The organism is Streptomyces sp. NPDC012794, assembly GCF_042901085.1.
In the GTDB taxonomy this organism is placed as follows: Bacteria; Actinomycetota; Actinomycetes; order Streptomycetales; family Streptomycetaceae; genus Streptomyces.
The window spans coordinates 109,588-126,627 of record NZ_JBIBCI010000013.1 but is presented as its reverse complement, the minus strand read 5'-3'; the positions used below and the strand labels follow the sequence as shown (position 1 = coordinate 126,627).

At 71.1% G+C, this 17,040-nt stretch carries 19 protein-coding genes, 1 tRNA gene, 1 pseudogene and 1 riboswitch; of the genes and pseudogenes, 9 read left to right on the top strand and 12 right to left on the bottom strand.

The annotated features are described in order from the left end of the window. Nucleotides 1-217 precede the first annotated feature (217 nt). The 3 genes and pseudogenes from ACFY7H_RS23585 to ACFY7H_RS23575 all read right to left on the bottom strand — a co-directional run. Nucleotides 218-1,579: a DUF445 domain-containing protein gene (locus tag ACFY7H_RS23585; protein WP_388941021.1), complete on the bottom strand. Its 1,362-nt coding sequence runs from the start codon at nt 1,577-1,579 to the stop codon at nt 218-220. 126 nt (nt 1,580-1,705) lie between these two features. Continuing rightward, a complete protein-coding gene (locus ACFY7H_RS23580; protein ID WP_388941018.1) occupies nt 1,706-2,473 on the bottom strand; it encodes a DUF1707 domain-containing protein in 768 nt (255 codons plus the stop codon). A gap of 131 nt (nt 2,474-2,604) precedes the next feature. Next, nucleotides 2,605-3,139: pseudogene (locus ACFY7H_RS23575) on the bottom strand (ABC transporter permease); the annotation flags it as partial. Nucleotides 3,140-3,388: 249 nt separating this feature from the next. Here ACFY7H_RS23575 and ACFY7H_RS23570 point away from each other — a divergent pair. Beyond that, nucleotides 3,389-5,848 (top strand): transglycosylase domain-containing protein, encoded by a 2,460-nt coding sequence (locus ACFY7H_RS23570; protein WP_388941015.1) that lies wholly within the window; start codon nt 3,389-3,391, stop codon nt 5,846-5,848. Nucleotides 5,849-5,877: 29 nt separating this feature from the next. On the opposite strand, the gene ACFY7H_RS23565 is transcribed toward ACFY7H_RS23570, so the two are convergent. The 3 genes from ACFY7H_RS23565 to ACFY7H_RS23555 all read right to left on the bottom strand — a co-directional run bounded on the left by ACFY7H_RS23565 (nt 5,878) and on the right by ACFY7H_RS23555 (nt 7,083). Then, a complete protein-coding gene (locus ACFY7H_RS23565; RefSeq protein ID WP_030158619.1) occupies nt 5,878-6,198 on the bottom strand; it encodes a multidrug efflux SMR transporter in 321 nt (106 codons plus the stop codon). A gap of 32 nt (nt 6,199-6,230) precedes the next feature. Continuing rightward, nucleotides 6,231-6,305, bottom strand: a riboswitch (guanidine-III (ykkC-III) riboswitch). A 50-nt stretch (nt 6,306-6,355) separates the two neighbouring features. After that, complete coding sequence (locus tag ACFY7H_RS23560) at nt 6,356-6,697, bottom strand: GroES family chaperonin (RefSeq protein ID WP_388941012.1); 342 nt, start codon at nt 6,695-6,697, stop codon at nt 6,356-6,358. 68 nt (nt 6,698-6,765) lie between these two features. Continuing rightward, on the bottom strand, nt 6,766-7,083 hold the full coding sequence (locus ACFY7H_RS23555) for a DUF3618 domain-containing protein (RefSeq protein ID WP_388941009.1): 318 nt from the start codon (nt 7,081-7,083) through the stop codon (nt 6,766-6,768). A gap of 116 nt (nt 7,084-7,199) precedes the next feature. Between ACFY7H_RS23555 and bcp the strand changes: the two genes are divergently transcribed. From bcp to ACFY7H_RS23535, 4 genes are all read left to right on the top strand, one after another. Then, on the top strand, nt 7,200-7,667 hold the full coding sequence (gene bcp, locus ACFY7H_RS23550; RefSeq protein ID WP_388941006.1) for a thioredoxin-dependent thiol peroxidase: 468 nt from the start codon (nt 7,200-7,202) through the stop codon (nt 7,665-7,667). A 141-nt stretch (nt 7,668-7,808) separates the two neighbouring features. Then, nucleotides 7,809-8,435, top strand: a complete 627-nt coding sequence (locus tag ACFY7H_RS23545) for an HNH endonuclease (protein WP_388941003.1) — start codon at nt 7,809-7,811, stop codon at nt 8,433-8,435. Beyond that, nucleotides 8,432-9,301, top strand: coding sequence for an HNH endonuclease (locus ACFY7H_RS23540; protein ID WP_388941001.1), 870 nt, complete (start codon nt 8,432-8,434; stop codon nt 9,299-9,301). Before ACFY7H_RS23545 ends, ACFY7H_RS23540 begins: the two co-directional genes overlap by 4 nt. 12 nt (nt 9,302-9,313) lie before the next feature. Next, nucleotides 9,314-9,388: transfer RNA gene (locus tag ACFY7H_RS23535), tRNA-Leu, on the top strand. Between the two features lie 56 nt (nt 9,389-9,444). Here the strand turns inward: ACFY7H_RS23535 and rdgB are convergent. From rdgB to ACFY7H_RS23515, 4 genes are all read right to left on the bottom strand, one after another. Next, complete coding sequence (gene rdgB / locus ACFY7H_RS23530) at nt 9,445-10,047, bottom strand: RdgB/HAM1 family non-canonical purine NTP pyrophosphatase (protein ID WP_388940998.1); 603 nt, start codon at nt 10,045-10,047, stop codon at nt 9,445-9,447. A 7-nt stretch (nt 10,048-10,054) separates the two neighbouring features. Then, nucleotides 10,055-10,441: a hypothetical protein gene (locus ACFY7H_RS23525; protein ID WP_388940995.1), complete on the bottom strand. Its 387-nt coding sequence runs from the start codon at nt 10,439-10,441 to the stop codon at nt 10,055-10,057. Nucleotides 10,442-10,538: 97 nt separating this feature from the next. Continuing rightward, nucleotides 10,539-11,273: a ribonuclease PH gene (gene rph / locus ACFY7H_RS23520; RefSeq protein WP_388940993.1), complete on the bottom strand. Its 735-nt coding sequence runs from the start codon at nt 11,271-11,273 to the stop codon at nt 10,539-10,541. A gap of 105 nt (nt 11,274-11,378) precedes the next feature. Beyond that, entirely contained in the window at nt 11,379-11,687 is a 309-nt protein-coding gene (locus tag ACFY7H_RS23515; RefSeq protein ID WP_388940991.1) for a glucose PTS transporter subunit EIIB, read from the bottom strand. A 157-nt stretch (nt 11,688-11,844) separates the two neighbouring features. Here ACFY7H_RS23515 and ACFY7H_RS23510 point away from each other — a divergent pair, with 157 nt between their 5' ends. Next, nucleotides 11,845-13,146 (top strand): PTS transporter subunit EIIC, encoded by a 1,302-nt coding sequence (locus ACFY7H_RS23510; RefSeq protein WP_388940988.1) that lies wholly within the window; start codon nt 11,845-11,847, stop codon nt 13,144-13,146. 241 nt (nt 13,147-13,387) lie between these two features. Beyond that, nucleotides 13,388-14,644 (top strand): PTS transporter subunit EIIC, encoded by a 1,257-nt coding sequence (locus ACFY7H_RS23505; RefSeq protein WP_388940986.1) that lies wholly within the window; start codon nt 13,388-13,390, stop codon nt 14,642-14,644. A gap of 97 nt (nt 14,645-14,741) precedes the next feature. Here ACFY7H_RS23505 and ACFY7H_RS23500 read toward each other — a convergent pair whose 3' ends face one another. Further along, nucleotides 14,742-15,494, bottom strand: coding sequence for an MBL fold metallo-hydrolase (locus ACFY7H_RS23500; RefSeq protein WP_388940984.1), 753 nt, complete (start codon nt 15,492-15,494; stop codon nt 14,742-14,744). Between the two features lie 214 nt (nt 15,495-15,708). On the opposite strand from ACFY7H_RS23500, the gene ACFY7H_RS23495 reads away from it, so the two are divergent. After that, nucleotides 15,709-16,119, top strand: a complete 411-nt coding sequence (locus ACFY7H_RS23495; protein ID WP_388940981.1) for a hypothetical protein — start codon at nt 15,709-15,711, stop codon at nt 16,117-16,119. Then, nucleotides 16,116-16,298: a hypothetical protein gene (locus tag ACFY7H_RS23490; protein WP_388940979.1), complete on the top strand. Its 183-nt coding sequence runs from the start codon at nt 16,116-16,118 to the stop codon at nt 16,296-16,298. The genes ACFY7H_RS23495 and ACFY7H_RS23490 overlap by 4 nt, the downstream gene beginning before the upstream one ends. Before the next feature lie 83 nt (nt 16,299-16,381). Here the strand turns inward: ACFY7H_RS23490 and ACFY7H_RS23485 are convergent, their stop codons facing one another. Further along, nucleotides 16,382-16,831 carry a hypothetical protein gene (locus ACFY7H_RS23485; protein WP_388940976.1) on the bottom strand — a complete coding sequence of 150 codons (450 nt, stop codon included), beginning with the start codon at nt 16,829-16,831 and terminating at the stop codon, nt 16,382-16,384. Nucleotides 16,832-17,040: the final 209 nt, after the last annotated feature.

The window sequence follows — 17,040 nt, the reverse complement described above, 5'->3', positions numbered from 1 at the left end:
CAAAGGCGTCTCGAACGCCAAGCCGCGCGGCTGGGGGCAGCCAGAAGGCCGTCGGACGCTGGTCGATGAGGAGCGCGTGGCGATCTGCTGGGTTCGGGTGCTTCGCAGGCGGGATCTGGTCGGCGTCCGAAGCGGGCAGACGCGCCCCCAGCGCCGGATGTCCGCATCTGGCGGCCCGGATCCCGGCGGGCCGGGGCCCAGCCCCGAAGCCCCGCCCCTACCCCCCCAGCACCCGCGACACCGAATAGATCACCAGCCCCGCCAGCGCACCCACCACCGTGCCGTTGATGCGGATGAACTGGAGGTCGCGGCCGATGTGGGCCTCGATCTTGCGGGAGGTGTGCTCGGCGTCCCAGGCCGCCACCGTGTCCGTGATCAGCGAGGTGATCTCGGCCCGGTACGTGGTGACCACGTACACCACCGCGCCTTCGATCCAGCCCTCCACCTTCCGCTGCAGACGGCCGTCCGTGGCGAGCCGGGAGCCCAGCGACATCAGCGAGGACCGTACGCGCAGGCGCAGCTCGCTCCGCTCGTCCTCCGCCGCCGAGATGATCATCGTACGGATCGCGGACCACGCCGAGGCGATCACGTCCTGGATCTCGTCGCGCGCCAGGATCTCGGACTTCAGCCGCTCCACCCGCGCCCGCGTCTCCGTGTCCGACTGGAGGTCCGCCGCGAAGTCGCGCAGGAAGCGGTCCACCGCCCCGCGCGCCGGGTGGCCCGGCATGTCCCGCATCTCGGTGACGAAACGCAGCAGCTCCTTGTACACCCGGTCGCCGATCTTGCGGTCGACGAACCGCGGCGTCCAGCCGGGAGCGCCGCCCTGGACGGCGTCCATGACGGAGTCCCCGTGGGTCACCAGCCAGTCGTGCGCCTTCGCGCACACCAGGTCCACGGCGCGGTGGTGTCCCCCGTCGGCGACGACCCGTTCCAGGGTCTTGCCGATGCCCGGGGCGATCTCCGCCGCCTCCGCCCGCCGGGTGATCGCCTCGCCCACCACGGCCTGTACGTCGGAGTCCCGCAGCACGGTCAGGGCCCCGCGCAGGGCGGTGGCCAGTTCCGCCGTGACCCGGTCGGCGTGCGCGGGCTCGGCCAGCCAGGCACCGAGCCGGCCGCCGATGCCGAGGGCGTGCAGCCGGGCGCGCACCACGTCCGAGGAGAGGAAGTTCTCGCCGACGAACTCCCCCAGGGAGACGCCGAGCTGGTCCTTCTTGGTCGGGATGATCGCGGTGTGCGGGATGGGAAGCCCCAGGGGCCGCCGGAAGAGGGCCGTCACCGCGAACCAGTCGGCGAGCGCACCGACCATGCCGGCCTCGGCCGCGGCGGCGACGTACCCGGCCCAGGCTCCGGCGCCCCATGCGTTCCGCGCGAACGTCGCCAGGACGTAGACCAGCGCGACCAGGGCCAGCAGCCCGGTCGCGGTGGCCTTCATACGGCGGACACCGCGCTGCCGCTCCTCGTCCGCCGTGCTGAAGACGAACGCCCCGCGGGCGGGGGGTGGGGCGGCCCGCACCCCGTCTTGGCTGTTCACGTGCTGCTCCTGCCCTTCCCCCGACGGCCGGTTCTGTCTGCATAGCATCCGACTCCCGGGAGGTCCGGGGAGTTCCCGGCGCGCCGCCGGTACCGCGGGAGCTCCGGGGTGTCCGGCGGGTCAGGGCCCGGCCGGCCCTGACCCGCCGGACACCGCCAAACACCCCCTGGAAAACTAGAGCTCCTTGCGCGGGCTCCCGCCGTCCAGCGGCGTCTGGCCCTTGGGCGGCTTGACCTTGACCGCCACCCCGCCCCAGAGGGCGAAGCCGTTCACGACCACCCGCGGGGCGCCCGGCTCCGGGAGGTTCTCCTGGGACGTGCCCTGGTCGAAGCCGCCCATGACGCCGATGCCCCGTACCTCGACCTCCACGCCCGGCGGGACGGTGATCTCGATGCCGCCCATGACGGCCGCGCAGGTGATGACGACCTCGCGCTCCGCGAAGTCCGCCTCGCGCAGGTCCAGCTGGCCCCCGCCCCAGACGGCCACCGCCTTGAAGCGGGCGGGCACCGTCCAGCGGCCCTTGCGCTGGAAGGCCGACATGACGGCGACGCCCGTGGCGGAGGTCCCCGTACCGCCGATCCGGTCCGGCCAGGACGAGGAACGGGACGAGGAAGGAGACGGGGAACGGAAAGGAGCAGCGGCGGAGACCGGAGACGGCGGGGAGGACCCGGGGGCCGGGAGGTCGCGGGTCAGGGGTTCGAGCTCCGCGTACGTACGGGACGTGTACGCGGCCTCCAGGCGCTCCTCGAACTCATCCATGTCGAGCCGCCCCTCGGCGACCGCGTCCCGCAGCCGGTCCACCACCCGCTCGCGGTCGGCGTCCGACGCCCTCAGCGCGGGCGCCCCGGCCGCCCCGGCCACAGGCGCCCCCGCCTCCCCCTCCGCCGCCTTCTCCAGCGAGGCCTTCTCCGGCAACGGCTTCTCCGGCCGCTCGTCACTCATGTGGACCACCCTATGCACAGACCGGGCCCACCACCCCGGCCCCGACCCTGATTTGTCCCTACCCCCAGGCGTGCAGCCCGCCGAGCGCACCGTCGTACATCAGCCGGCCGTGGTCGATCACCATCACCCGCGTCGTCGAACCCGCCCGGCAAGACGGCCAGCGGCAGAAGGATCCCGGAGCAGAAGACGGTCACGACGGTGGCCATCATGTTGACGCCGGCGCCGTCCATCAGCCAGAACGCCGCCGGCGGCAGCAGGCCGCGACCCAGCAGCCGGAAGCCCGCCCGGCCCAGGTCGGCCGCGAGCCACCACGCCTGGAGATCCGCCGGGCGGTACAGGTCGACGGCGATGTCACCCGTACGGATGCGCTCCTGGAGCTCCTCCTGGAAGCCGCCGCCGATGAGGGAGCCGGCCGCGAGCAGGGACCGGCTGACCCACACGAAGGTCAGGGCCTGCGCCTGGTCGTAGCCGCCGAGGTGGGGGGCGCTCGTCCCACAGCGCCACGTACGTGCAGGCGACGACGAAGCCGAAGACGGTGTTGGTGAACACGCCGGCGGCCGTCGCCGTCCCGTAGGCGGCGTAGCGCCGGAAGCCGCCGGCCGCGACGGCCAGATGGAGACGCACCGTATCCCTCCCTTTCCCGCGTCGTTCCCAGGCCGGAACCATCGGCTCCGGCCTGACCGGAAACCGTCGGTACCACGCCGGCCGGAACCGTCGGCGCCACGCCATCCGGAGCCGCCGGCCCCGGTCTGACCGGAGCCATCGGCGCCACCTCGGCCAAAGCGCGCGAGCTTAGTGCGGAGGGGCGAGCCACGCGGCCGTTTTATGCCCGTCCGGGGCCAAATCACCGGCCATCGGGTAGACACCATGAGGTACAGATGTGGATATTTCCCACGGTCCCGAGGAGCCCCGGAGATGAGCGACCCGTCACCACCACCGGGCTGGGCCCCCCGTGACCCCGACTCCCCGGGCCGTCCCCCCGCGCGCCCGGCCGCGTCCCGCCCCGGGGCCGGCCGCACCCGCACCGGAGGCGGGCGCCGGCGCACCGGGTGGCGCCGCTTCGTGCCCACCTGGCGCGCGGTCGTCGGCACCCTGCTGCTGTGCGCCCTGCTGATCGGCGGCGCGCTCGTCGCCGGGTACCTGCTGGTCGACATCCCCCCGGCCAACGCGGCCGCCACCGCCCAGTCCAACGTCTACCTCTACGCCGACGGCTCCCAGCTCGCCCGCGACGGAGAGGTCAACCGCGTCAACGTCCCGCTCTCCCAGATCCCCCTCGGCGTCCAGCAAGCCGTACTGGCCGCCGAGGACCGGGACTTCCACTCCGAAAGAGCGGTGGATCCCAAGGCGATGGTCCGGGCCGCCTGGAACACGGCGACCGGCAAGGGCACCCAGTCCGGTTCGACCATCACCCAGCAGTACGTCAAGAACTACTACCTGGGCCAGGAACAGACGATCAAACGGAAGGTCAAGGAGTTCTTCATCGCGATCAAACTCGGTCGTGAGAAGTCGAAGGACTACATCCTCGAGGGGTACCTGAACACCAGTTACTTCGGCCGCAACGCCTACGGCATCCAGGCCGCCTCCCAGGCCTACTACGGCAAGGACGTCACCAAGCTGACCACCGCCGAGGGCGCCTACCTCGCCACCCTCCTCAACTCCCCCAGCGCCTTCGACGTCGTCTCCCACCCCCGCAGCCGCGACCGTGCCGTCGCCCGCTGGAACTACGTACTCGACGGCATGGTCAAGAAGAAGTGGATGACCGCCGGCGAGCGCGCCGCCGTACGGTTCCCCGAGCCCGGCAAGGTGCGCGGGGCCGCCGGCCTGTCCGGGCAGCGCGGCTACCTCGTCGAGGCCGTCAAGGACTACATCACCGAGCACGAGATCCTCGACGACAAGACCCTCGCCGAAGGCGGCTATCGGATCACCACCACCATCGACAAGCGCCGCCAGAACGCCTTCGTCGACGCCGTCCAGAAGCAGCTGGTCGACAAGCTCGACCCGGCCGCCCGCCCCGCGGACCGCCTGGTACGGGCCGGCGGCGCCTCCATCGACCCGGCCACCGGCAAGGTCGTCGCCCTCTACGGCGGCATCGACTACACCAAGCAGTACGTGAACAACGCGACCCGGCACGACTACCAGGTCGCCTCCACCTTCAAGCCGTTCGTCTTCGCCTCGGCGGTCGAGAACGACTCCCGCACCCAGGACGGCCGCCGCATCACCCCGAACACCCTCTACAACGGCGACGACAAGCGCCGCGTCGTCGGCACCCGCAGCGTGTACGCGCCCGAGAACGAGGGCCGGCAGTCGTACGGGGACATCACCGTCAACACCGCCACCGACCTCTCCGTCAACACCGTCTTCGCGCAGATGGTCGTCGACGTCGGCACCGAGAAGGTCAAGCGGACCGCCATCGACCTCGGCATCCCCGAGAACACCCCGAACCTCGTCGTCGGCCCGGCCATGGCCCTCGGCACCATGCAGGCCAGCGTCGTCGACATGACCCAGGCGTACGCGACCCTCGCCGACCACGGCCGGTACACCCCGTACACCTTCCTGGAGAAGATTTCCAAGGACGACGAGGACGTACCCCTCCCCGACCGCACCCCCCGACAGGCCATCAGCCGGGAGGCCGCCGACACGACCACCTCCATGCTGATCAGCGTCGTCGACAACGGCACCGGTACGGAGGCCCTGGCGGCCGGCCGCCCGGCGGCCGGCAAGACGGGCACCGCCGAGCTGGACCGCGCTGCCTGGTTCGCGGCGTACACCCCCGACCTGGTCACGGTGGTCTCGGTCATGGGCCAGGACCCGGACACGGGCACCCTCCAATCCTTGTACGGGGCGCTGGGCGAGACCCGTATCGGGGGCGGCGGCTACCCGGCCCGGATCTGGGCCGCCTACACGAAGGCGGCCCTGGAGGCCACGGACCCGGAGGAATTCGACCTGGAGCTCCAGCCCGGCGCGGCCCAGCTCCCGCCTCCCCCGCCCACCACGCCGCAGCAGCCCGGGGGCAGCCGCCCGCCGTGGCAGCGGCCCGACCGGCCCACCCCGCCCGGACCGCCCACCCCGACGACCCCGGCGAACGGCGGCCAGACCCAGGGCGGGCAGACGCAGGGCGGCCAGACCAACGGCGGACAGACCACCGGCGGCGAAACGAACGGCGGCCAGACGCAGGGCGGCCAGACGAACGGCGGCCAGACCACCGGAGGACAAACGAACGGGGGCCAGACCACCGGTGGCCAGACCACCGGGGGACAGACGAACGGGGGCCAGACCACCGCAGGCGACACCGACGGCGGCCAGACGAACGGCGGCGGCACCGACGGCGGCACCACCCAGGGCCGCCGCCGCCCGCCCGCCGAGTTCCTCGAATGAGCCGCCGAACGAGCCGCCGAACGAGCCGGTCAGTGCCCGGACGTGGCCTTCAGCCCCACCACCGCCACCAGCAGCAGACAGATGAAGAAGATCCGGGCGGCGGTGACGGGCTCCCCCAGCACCGCCATGCCGAGCACGGCCGCACCGGCCGCACCGATACCCACCCAGACGCCATACGCCGTACCGATGGGCAGGGTCTTGGCCGCGTACGACAGCAGCACCATGCTGGCGACGATCCCCGCACCGGTGAACACCGACGGCCACAGCCGCGTGAAGCCCTCGGTGAACTTCATGCCGATGGACCAGCCGACCTCGAGCAGACCGGCGACGAGAAGAAGAACCCAGGCCATGACAGGCACCTCCGGGACGAGAACGGCAAGGGGGTGCGTCGTCTTTGCGTCCTGCCACCCGGTACGGCGCGTCTCGTCGGGGATTCCGCTCCACCGTAGCAAAGGGCATGCGAAAGGGCCGGTGACCCCTGTCACCGGCCCTCCCCCGCAGAACGGATCAGAGGTACAGCCCGGTGGAGTCCTTCGACCCCTCCAGCCGCTCCGAGGCCACCGCGTGCAGGTCCCGCTCGCGCATCAGCACGTACGTCGCCCCGCGCACCTCCACCTCGGCCCGGTCCTCCGGGTCGTACAGCACGCGGTCGCCCGTCTCGACGCTGCGCACGTTCTGCCCGACCGCGACGACCTCGGCCCAGGCGAGCCGCTTGCCCACCGCGGCCGTCGCCGGAATCAGGATGCCGCCGCCCGAGCGCCGCTCGCCCTCGGGCGTGTCGGACTTCACGAGGACGCGGTCGTGGAGCATGCGGATGGGCAGCTTGTCGTGGGTGGTGTTCTCGCTCACGCCTCGAACCTACCTGCCGCCACCCGCGCCGCGTGCCGGAGGGTGGTCACCGCCCCGTCACCGCCCCGTCACCGCTTGCGGCGCGAGGAGGCCACGAGCAGCCCCACCACGCCGACCGCGAGGAGCACGACCGGCACGATCCGCTCGAGGCGCGGGGCGCCGTCCTCGTGGCGCAGGCCGTCCTTCACGTCGGTGACGAGCCGGTTCACCGCGACGAAGGCGCGGCCGGCCGTGTGGTCCACCGTCGAGGCGACCCGGGCCTTCGCGTCCCCGATGATCGTCTGCGGGTGCATGCGCACGCCGATCTCGTCGAGCGTCTCGGCGAGCTGCTCGCGGCGGCGGACGATGTCCGCCTCGATCTGTGCGGGGGTCCTGGCTTCCGGCACCGCGCTGCCTCCGTCGTCGTGTCGTCACGTATGGGCTTGATCCGTCATGGACAGTCTGTCAGCTAGGTCAGCTTAGGCTCATGCCGTACGGATCCCCTCCCGAGGAGAGCACTGACATGAGCGAGCGACTCCAGCCGGGCGACATCGCCCCCGCCTTCACCCTGCCCGACGCGGACGGCAAGGAGATCTCGCTCGCCGACCACAAGGGCCGCAAGGTCATCGTGTACTTCTACCCGGCGGCCCTGACCCCGGGCTGCACCAAGCAGGCCTGCGACTTCACGGACAACCTGGACGCCCTGGCCACGGCCGGCTACGACGTCATCGGCGTCTCCCCGGACAAGCCGGAGAAGCTCGCGAAGTTCCGCGAGAAGGAGCACCTGAAGGTCACCCTCGTCGGGGACCCGGAGAAGGAGACCCTGACGGCGTACGGGGCGTTCGGCGAGAAGAAGCTGTACGGCAAGACGGTCACCGGAGTGATCCGCTCCACGGTGGTCGTGGACGAGGAGGGCAAGGTCGAGCACGCCTTCTACAACGTCAAGGCCACCGGCCACGTAGCGAAGATCATCAAGGACCTGGGCATCTGACCCCGCCCCTTCTCCCCGGATAGTCCCGCCCCAGAAGTGGTGCGGGACTTTCCGTTTATCGCATGAAAAGTCGCGTAACGGTCCGGCTATCCGCCCGTTACTCCGTATGAGGGCCGCACACGCGGCCGGAAGCGGAGAACCATGCCAGTCCGATACACACGAGAGTTACTGGAAACCGCAGCCCGCGAGACGAGTAACTGGGACGACGCCGTCCGATGGTGCGGCGGCACCCCGAGCGCCGGAAGCAGGCGCTATCTGCGGGCGAAGATGCGAGAGGCCGAGATCGACTGTTCGCACTTCCCTACGAAATGGGCACGGCACACGGAGGAACGGCTCCGGGAGCTGGTCGCCGAGTCCACGTCCATCTCGGAAGTGGTCAGTCGCCTGGGCATCAGCAACGTCGGCGGCAACCACACGCACATCGCCCGGCGGATCGCGTCTCTCGGCATCGACACATCACATTTCCTCGCCCTCCGGAAGCCGCGCCCCAAGGGGGCTCTGGGACCGACGCTCTCGCTCAGGGACCCGCAGGACGGCCGTGTCCCCGGCGAGCGCCTGCGACGACAGCTGCTGAAGGCCGGCGTCCCTGAGAAATGCGCCGAGTGCGGGGTGGGACCGGAGTGGAACAACAAGCCGCTTCGACACGAGGTCGATCACATCAACGGCAACTGGTGGGACAACCGGCGGGAGAACTTGCGGCTCCTGTGCCCCAACTGCCATGCGGCAACGGACACCTACCGCGGACGCAAGGCGAGGAATGCCGCATGAGCCGGGTCAGGTACCCCAGGGAACTGCTCAGCCACACCGCGCCGCTGGCCACCAGCCTGGTCGACCTCATGAAACGCCTGGGCACCCCGCTGCTGTCCGGCCCACACCGGTACCTGCGGGACAGGCTGGCTCACTACGGAATCGACACGTCCCACTTCGTCGACGAGCCACTGCCCGTCCGGCTCCGGGAGCGCTACACGGAAGAGCGGCTCCGGGAAGCGGCCGCCCGCACGGACAGCATCACGGGGATGCTCGCCCACATGGGCGTCGAGCCGTACAGCAGCGCCCACTCCCATATCGCAAAGCTCCTCGACCGGTTCGGGATAGACACGTCCCACTTCTCGCGTCCGGATGCTGCCGCATCTCGACGCTTCTTCGCCCGCGAAGAGATAGCGCCTGCTGTCGCCGACTCGAAGAGCATGGCCGGGGTCATGCGGGCACTCGGCCACCACCCCTCCGACGGTGCCGCACGCGCCAAAGCCAGGCGGAGCATCGAGGAATACGGGCTCCCTACGGAGCACTTCACGGGCCAGGGGCACGCCATCGGCCGCCCCTCCCCCGCGCGCAAGTCGCCGGAGGCGATCCTGACGCGACGCGGAGTCGGCTCCTCTCGCACGCAGACGGCGACGCTGCGCCGGGCCCTGGAGGACCTGGGCGTGCCGCACCGATGCGCGGAGTGCGGTACGGGAGACACTTGGCGGGGCCGTCGACTCGTCCTGGAGATCGATCACATCAACGGCGACAGGCTCGACAACCGGCGGGAAAACCTCCGCTATCTGTGCCCTTCGTGCCACAGCCAGACGCCGACCTTCGCCAAGCGATCAAGGCTGCCGCTCCCTTCACAACGAGCATCCGGGGACCAGTAAGGTAGTGAGCGCGGGTCCGTACCCCAGCTGGCCAGAGGGCGCCGGTTTAGGTCCGGTGTGTCGTGGGTTCGAGTCCCACCGGGCCCACCGCATACGGCCGATCACCTCGTCCAGAGGTGATCGGCCGTTGTGTTGTCGGGGCCTCAGCCCAGCAGTTCCCGGATCACCGGGGCGAGGGCGCGGAAGGCCTGGCCGCGGTGGGAGATGGCGTTCTTCTCGTCCGCGGTCAGTTCCGCGCAGGTGCGGGTTTCGCCGAGGGGCTGGAGGATCGGGTCGTAGCCGAAGCCGCCGCCGCCCGCCGGGGTGTGGCGGAGGGTGCCCAGGAGGCGGCCCTCCACGACGCGTTCGGTGCCGTCCGGGAGGGCGAGGGCCGCCGCGCAGAAGAAGTGGGCGCCGCGGTGTTCCGAGGGGATGTCCCCGAGCTGGGCCAGGAGGAGGTCCAGGTTGGCGCGGTCGTTGCCGTGGGCGCCCGCCCAGCGGGCGGAGAAGATGCCGGGGGCCCCGTTCAGGACGTCGACGCAGAGCCCCGAGTCGTCGGCGACCGCGGGCAGGCCGGTGGCCCGGGCCAGGGCGTGGGCCTTGAGGAGGGCGTTCTCGGCGAAGGTGACGCCGGTTTCCTTGACGTCGGGGATCTCGGGGTACGCGTCCGCGCCGACCAGTTCGTGCGGCAGGCCGGCGGCGGACAGGATGGCACGGAGCTCGGTGACTTTGCCCGCGTTGCGGGTCGCGAGGATCAGGCGGGTCATGCGGCCATTATCCCGGCGTGCAGACCTTGGAGATCTCGGCGGCGGCGTCGGCGACGGGCTGGACGTCGGGGGTGGCGTCACCGTTGTTGACGGCGGTGCGGACGTTCTTGACGGCCGTGCTCATGGAGTCGACGGCCTTGCCGAGGTCGGCGTTGCCCGTCGTGTCCTTGATCTTCTTCAGGTTGGTCTCGACCTGGTCGAGCGCGTTCTGGGTGTCCTGGATGCTGTTGCCGGCGTTGGAGACGGCCTGCTGGAGGTCGCCGACGCTGTCCGCTATGGCGACGGCCGTGTTGGCGCAGTCCATGGCGGTGGAGATGGCGTCGCAGGACGTCAGGGCGGGGACGGTCAGGACGGCCGCCACGGCTACGGCGGCGATGCGGAATTTCGGCTTCATGGATTCCCCCGGGAAAGGCTCGGATGCGTGGACGGGCGCACGGTGGTGAGACCGTGCGCCCGTATCCGCGTAGACGCGTGGCCGCGGCCGGCGGTTGCTACGGGACCTGGAGGTCCAGGGCGCCGAGCTGGAGGGCTTCCAGGTCGGCGCAGCCGCCGGCGGCGAGGTCGAGGAGGGCGTTGAGTTCCTTGCGGTCGAAGGGCTCGCCCTCGGCGGTGCCCTGGACCTCGACGAAGCGGCCGTCGCCGGTGCAGACGACGTTCATGTCGGTCTCGGCGCGCACGTCCTCCTCGTAGCAGAGGTCGAGGAGCGGGACGCCGTCGACGATGCCGACGCTGACGGCGGCGACGGTGCCGGTCAGGGGCTTGCGGCCGGCCTTGATGAGCTTCTTCTTCTGGCCCCAGACGATGGCGTCGGCGAGGGCGACGTAGGCGCCGGTGATGGCGGCGGTGCGGGTGCCGCCGTCGGCCTGGAGGACGTCGCAGTCCAGGACGATGGTGTTCTCGCCGAGGGCCTTGTAGTCGATGACGGCGCGCAGCGAGCGGCCGATGAGGCGGGAGATCTCGTGCGTGCGGCCGCCGATCTTGCCGCGGACGGATTCGCGGTCGCCCCGGGTGTTGGTGGAGCGGGGCAGCATCGAGTACTCGGAGGTGACCCAGCCTTCGCCGCTGCCCTTGCGCCAGCGCGGGACGCCTTCGGTGAAGGAGGCGGTGCAGAAGACCTTGGTGTCTCCGAAGGAGATGAGGACGGAGCCCTCTGCGTGCTTGCTCCATCCGCGTTCGATGGTGACCGGGCGGAGCTGTTCGGGCGTGCGGCCGTCGATGCGAGACATGGTGTGAGCCTAGTCGGTGCGGGGGTACGCGTGGACCCCGTCCGGTGGGCCGGTACGGGGTCCTCGTTGTGCCCCGTGGTGGGGCGGGTGAGCGGTGGGTTCAGCTCACATCATGTCTTCGATCTCGCCGGCGATCGGGTCGGCGTCGGTGCCGATGACGACCTGGATGGCGGTGCCCATCTTGACGACGCCGTGGGCGCCGGCGGCCTTGAGGGCGGCTTCGTCGACGAGGGAGGGGTCGGCGACCTCGGTGCGCAGGCGGGTGATGCAGCCCTCGACCTCTTCGATGTTCTCGATGCCGCCGAGCCCGGCGACGATCTTCTCAGCCTTGGTGGCCATGTGTTTCTCCCTGAGTGTTTCGAAGAACGGGTCTGTGCGGCCGTGCCCGGCTACCCGCTGCGTCCGCTTTGTCACGGTAGCTCAGGTGGCTCACGGTTGGCCTATCTGTGCGGGCGCGGGCCGGGTTCCTGTCGAATGATGACGATCAGCAGCAGCCTGCCCACAACTGGTCTACACCAGTGTGCCGCACGGGCTGCGCGTGCCAAAAACGGGCCGGCCGAGGGAGACGCGGATGAGCGCGAGCAGCGCAGCGGCGGTGCCGCGCGGGCAGCGGTGGAACGGCTTGTTCCAGGGGTTGCAGAAGATGGGGCGCAGTCTCCAGCTGCCGATCGCGGTGCTGCCCGCCGCGGGCATCCTGAACCGGCTCGGGCAGCCGGACGTGTTCGGTGCGGACGGGCTGGACTGGACGGCCGTGGCCAAGGTGATGGCGGGTGCGGGCGGGGCCCTGCTGGATGCCGATCTGGGTCTGCCCCTCCTGTTCTGCGTCGGCGTCGCGATCGGCATGGCGAAGAAGGCGGACGGTTCGACGGCGCTGGCGGCGGTGGCGGGGTTCCTCGTCTACCGGGGTGTGCTGCACGCCTTCCCTAAGCCGTGTCCGTCCGGCACGAAGGACGTCGGGGGCGGCTGCCTGACTCCGACGGACACCTTCGCCGGGTACGCGTACCAGAATCCGGGGGTGTTCGGCGGCATCGTCATGGGGTTGCTCACGGCCTGGTTCTGGCAGCGCTACCACCGGGTGAAGCTGGTCGACTGGCTGGGCTTCTTCAACGGGCGCCGGCTGGTCCCGATCATCATGTCGTTCGTGGCGATCGCCTTCGCGGCGCTGTGCCTGTGGGTGTGGCCGCCGGTCGGTGACGCGCTGGAGGGCTTCTCGGACTGGCTGGTGGGCCTGGGTGCCTGGGGAGCGGGGATCTTCGGTGTCGCGAACCGGGCGCTGCTGGTGATCGGCCTGCACCAGTTCCTGAACGTGCCGGTGTGGTTCCAGTTCGGCAGTTACACCAAGCCGGACGGGGCGACGGTCCATGGTGACATCAACATGTTCCTGGCGGGCGATCCGGATGCCGGGCAGTTCCTGAGCGGGTTCTTCCCCATCATGATGTTCGCCCTGCCGGCGGCGGCGCTGGCGATCGCGCACTGCGCGAAGCCGCAGCGGCGCAAGGAGGTCGGCGGGCTGATGCTGTCGGTGGGCCTGACGTCCTTCGTCACGGGGATCACGGAGCCCCTGGAGTACTCCTTCCTCTTCGTGGCGCCGGCGCTGTACGTGGTGCACGCGGTGCTGACGGGCGTGTCGATGGCGGTGACGTGGGCGCTGGGGGTGCACGACGGGTTCAGCTTCTCGGCCGGTCTGATCGACTACGTCATCAACTGGGGGCTGGCGACGAAGCCCTGGCTGATCATTCCCATCGGGCTGGGTTTCGCGGTCGTCTACTACGCGGTGTTCCGCTTCGCGATCACGAGGTGGGACATCCCCACGCCGGGCCGGGAGTCGGACGAGGAGATCGCCGCGATGCAGGCGGAGAACACCAAGGCGTGACGCACCCGCGACACGGGGCCGGGGCCTTCGGATCCGTTGATCCGGAGGCCCTTCCTCCTGTGGCGCAGGCCACAGGAAATCGAAGGTTCCTTATCTAACCCCGACCGTGCTACAACTGGTCTACACCACCCAATGGTGTAGACCATGCGGCTGCCGAGCGGCCTGTGGTCCCCCTTTTCCGAGACGCCGCCACCCCCGCTTTCCATGTCCCCAGGCAGCGCCTTGTCCTCTGGAGGAACCCATGTCCACAGCGACCGCTGCGGAGAAGAAGAAGGGCGCTGGCGTGATGGCCGTCATGCAGCGCATCGGCCGGAGCCTCATGCTCCCCGTTGCCGTGCTGCCCGCCGGCGCTCTGCTCATCCGCCTCGGCCAGGACGACATGCTCGGCAAGGCGTCGCTGCCGGACTTCATCAACAGGATCGCCACGTACATGGCGGCCGGTGGTGACGCGATCATCGGCAACATGGCGCTGCTGTTCGCCGTCGGCATCGCGATCGGCTTCGCCAAGAAGTCCGACGGTTCGACGGCCCTGGCCGCCGTCACCGGTTACCTGGTCTTCCAGAAGGTGCTCGCCACCTTCACCGACTCCAGCCTGCCGAAGATCGCCAAGGTGGTCGACGGCAAGGTCGCGATGGTCGAGGCGCCCGTGGACGCCAAGGTCCTCGGCGGTGTCGTGATGGGCCTCGTCGTCGCCCTGCTCTACCAGAAGTTCTACCGGACCAAGCTGCCGGACTGGGCGGGCTTCTTCGGCGGCCGCCGTCTGGTCCCGATCCTCTCGGCCTTCGCGGGCCTGTTCATCGGCATCCTCTTCGGTCTGATCTGGCCGGTCCTCGGCAAGGGCATCCACGGCTTCGGTGAGTGGCTGGTCGGCTCCGGCGCCGTCGGCGCGGGCATCTTCGGTGTCGCCAACCGCGCGCTGATCCCGGTCGGCATGCACCACCTGCTCAACTCCTTCCCGTGGTTCCAGGCGGGCGAGTACAACGGCAAGAGCGGTGACATCGGCCGCTTCCTCGCCGGCGACCCGAGCGCCGGACAGTTCATGACCGGCTTCTTCCCGATCATGATGTTCGCCCTCCCGGCCGCCTGCCTGGCGATCGTCCACTGCGCCCGCCCCGAGCGCCGCAAGGTCGTCGGCGGCATGATGTTCTCCCTCGCGCTCACCGCGTTCGTCACCGGTGTCACCGAGCCGATCGAGTTCACCTTCATGTTCATCGCCCCGGTGCTGTACGCGGTCCACGCGGTCCTGACCGGCGTGTCCATGGCCCTGACCTGGGCGCTCGGCATGAAGGACGGCTTCGGCTTCTCCGCCGGCGCGATCGACTTCTTCCTGAACCTGGGCATCGCCACCAAGCCGTGGATGCTCGTCCTGGTGGGTCTGTGCTTCGCGGCCCTCTACTACGCGATCTTCCGCTTCGCGATCACCAAGTGGAACCTGCCCACCCCGGGCCGCGAGTCGGACGAGGAGCTCGCCGAGCTGGCGAAGGCCGAGGCCAAGTAGGACGCCCCGGGGCCCCCGCGGCCCGTAGGCGGCCCCGCGCGACGCGGCCCCCGCTCTCCCGGAAGGGGAGGCGGGGGCCGCGTCGTGCTCCCGTGCGTCAGACCTCGTACTCGGCGCCCGCGTACGCGAGGTCGACCGGGCCGCCGTAGACCGCCCGGGCGTCCGCCAGGTTCTGCGCGGCGTCCGTCCACGGCGGGATGTGCGTCAGCACGAGCCGGCCGACCCGCCCGTCGCGCGCGTACTCGCCCGCCTCGCGGCCGTTGAGGTGGAGGTCCGGGATGTCCTCCTTGCCGTGCGTGAAGGACGCCTCGCACAGGAACAGGTCGGCGCCCTCCGCCAGCATGCCCAGCTCCGGGCAGACCCCGGTGTCGCCCGAGTACGCCAGTACGCGCCCGCCGTGCTCGACGCGGATGCCGTACGACTCGACCGGGTGGCAGACCTTCTCCGTGCGGACCGTGAACGGGCCGATCTCGAAGACGGCGGACTTCAGCGTGCGGAAGTCGAAGACCTCGCTCATCGAACGCTCGTCGGGGACGTCCTCGTACGCCGTGGTCAGGCGCCGCTCGGTGCCCTCGGGGCCGTAGACGGGGATGGTTCCGCAGCGGCCGCCCTCGTGCCGGTAGTAGCGGGCGACGAAGTACGCGCACATGTCGATGCAGTGGTCGGCGTGCAGATGGCTCAGGAAGATCGCGTCGAGGTCGTAGAGACCGCAGTGGCGCTGGAGCGCTCCGAGGGAACCGTTGCCCATGTCGAGGAGCAGCCGGAAGCCGTCGGCCTCGACGAGATAGCTCGAACATGCCGAATCCGCGGCCGGGAAGGACCCCGAACAGCCGACGACGGTGAGCTTCATGGAGCGTGAACCTCCGTGGACGGTCCGTGGACGGAATGCGGGCCGTGCGTGGGTCGAGCGTAAGGCGCGAAACCTCCGGTCGCTCCTCCGCGGCGGGCCGTTGTGGGGGGAATCACCTGCCGTGTCACCCAGGGGAGCGACGCGGGGTACGGGTGTTGCCGTTCCGCCGTGCCGTTGCCGCGCCGGGCGCCTCCCGCACGGCTACGGTCGGAACATGGACACGTCGTGGTGGCCCGCTGTGCTCGCGGCGGTCGCCGTGGCGGTGGTGGTGCTGCTCCCCCGGCGGCGCACGGCGGTGACGGTGGCGCCCCCGCCCCGCGGAACGGCGCCGCCGCCGCGGGTGCGGCCGGGCGAGCTGTGGCGCCTGGCGGACGGCCGGACCTGCCTGGTGCTGGCGGTACGGGCGCACCGGGCGCGGGTGGCCTGGATCGTCGGGAAGTACGACGACCGGCGGGCCGGGGTGATCCCGCTGCCGCCGGGGACGGCCGGCGCGCACGGCAGGGGCGGGTTCCTGGAGGCGGACCGGCCCGAGGAGGTGTCGCTGTGGGAGTTCCGCAGCCCCCTGGGGACACTGGACCCGGTGCTGTGGGACGAGGCCAAGGGGCTGGGAGGCGGCGCGGGGTGATCCGGCTGCGGCGCGTCTACGATCCTCCCGAGCCGGGGGCGGACGGCGTGCGGGTCCTCGTGGACCGGCTGCGGGAGGTGGCGGCGGGCCCGCTGCCCCTGCTGACGGCGGTGAAGGACCCCGCCGCCGGTCACGCGGCGGTGCCGGCCGAGCCGCTGGGCGACGCCGACGGGGCGTGACGGCGCGCCGCACCCGCCGCGGGAACGCGGGGATGCGGCGCGGAGCCGGGGCCGGGGCCGGGGGGCGGCGGCCGGACGCCGCGTCAGAGGCGGGCGCCGGGCCTGTCCGTGCACAGCGCCCAGATGACGAACACCCCGACGGCGATCGCGATGAGCGCCCACAGGGGCTGGTAGGGCAGCCACAGGAAGTGGAACAGCACCGAGAGCGCGGCCACGACGACACCGGCGGTCCGGCCCCACGGGGCGCCCTTGAGGATGCCGACGCCGACGACGAGGACGACGGCGCCGAGGACCAGGTGGATCCAGCCCCACGCGGTGAGGTCGAACCGGAAGGTGTAGTCGCCGACCGGCAGGTACACCTCGTCCCGGGCGAGGGCGGCGATGCCCTCCAGGACGCTGAACAAGCCGCTGACGGCCATCAGGACACCGGCGAAGGCGGCCCCGCCGCCGGCCCACGCGGCGGCGGGGCCCGGTCCTGGGCCGGCGGCGCCGGCCGGGGCCGAGGGGGAGTTACTGCCCGGGGTGGTGGTCATGTCGCCACCTTCCTGCTGGGGGAACCGGTCGTACCGAGCGTGCGCGCGGGGGACCGGCCGGGCGACCCGGCGGGGCCGGCCGGGTGAACCGCCGTTCCGTCGCCGCCGGACCCCGGGGCCGGGGCCGGGGCCGCGGCGGGCCGGACGCGGGACGCCGCCGGGTCCGCGTACCGCGGTCCCGGCGGCGTCATCGGGCCGTGCCATTGCGT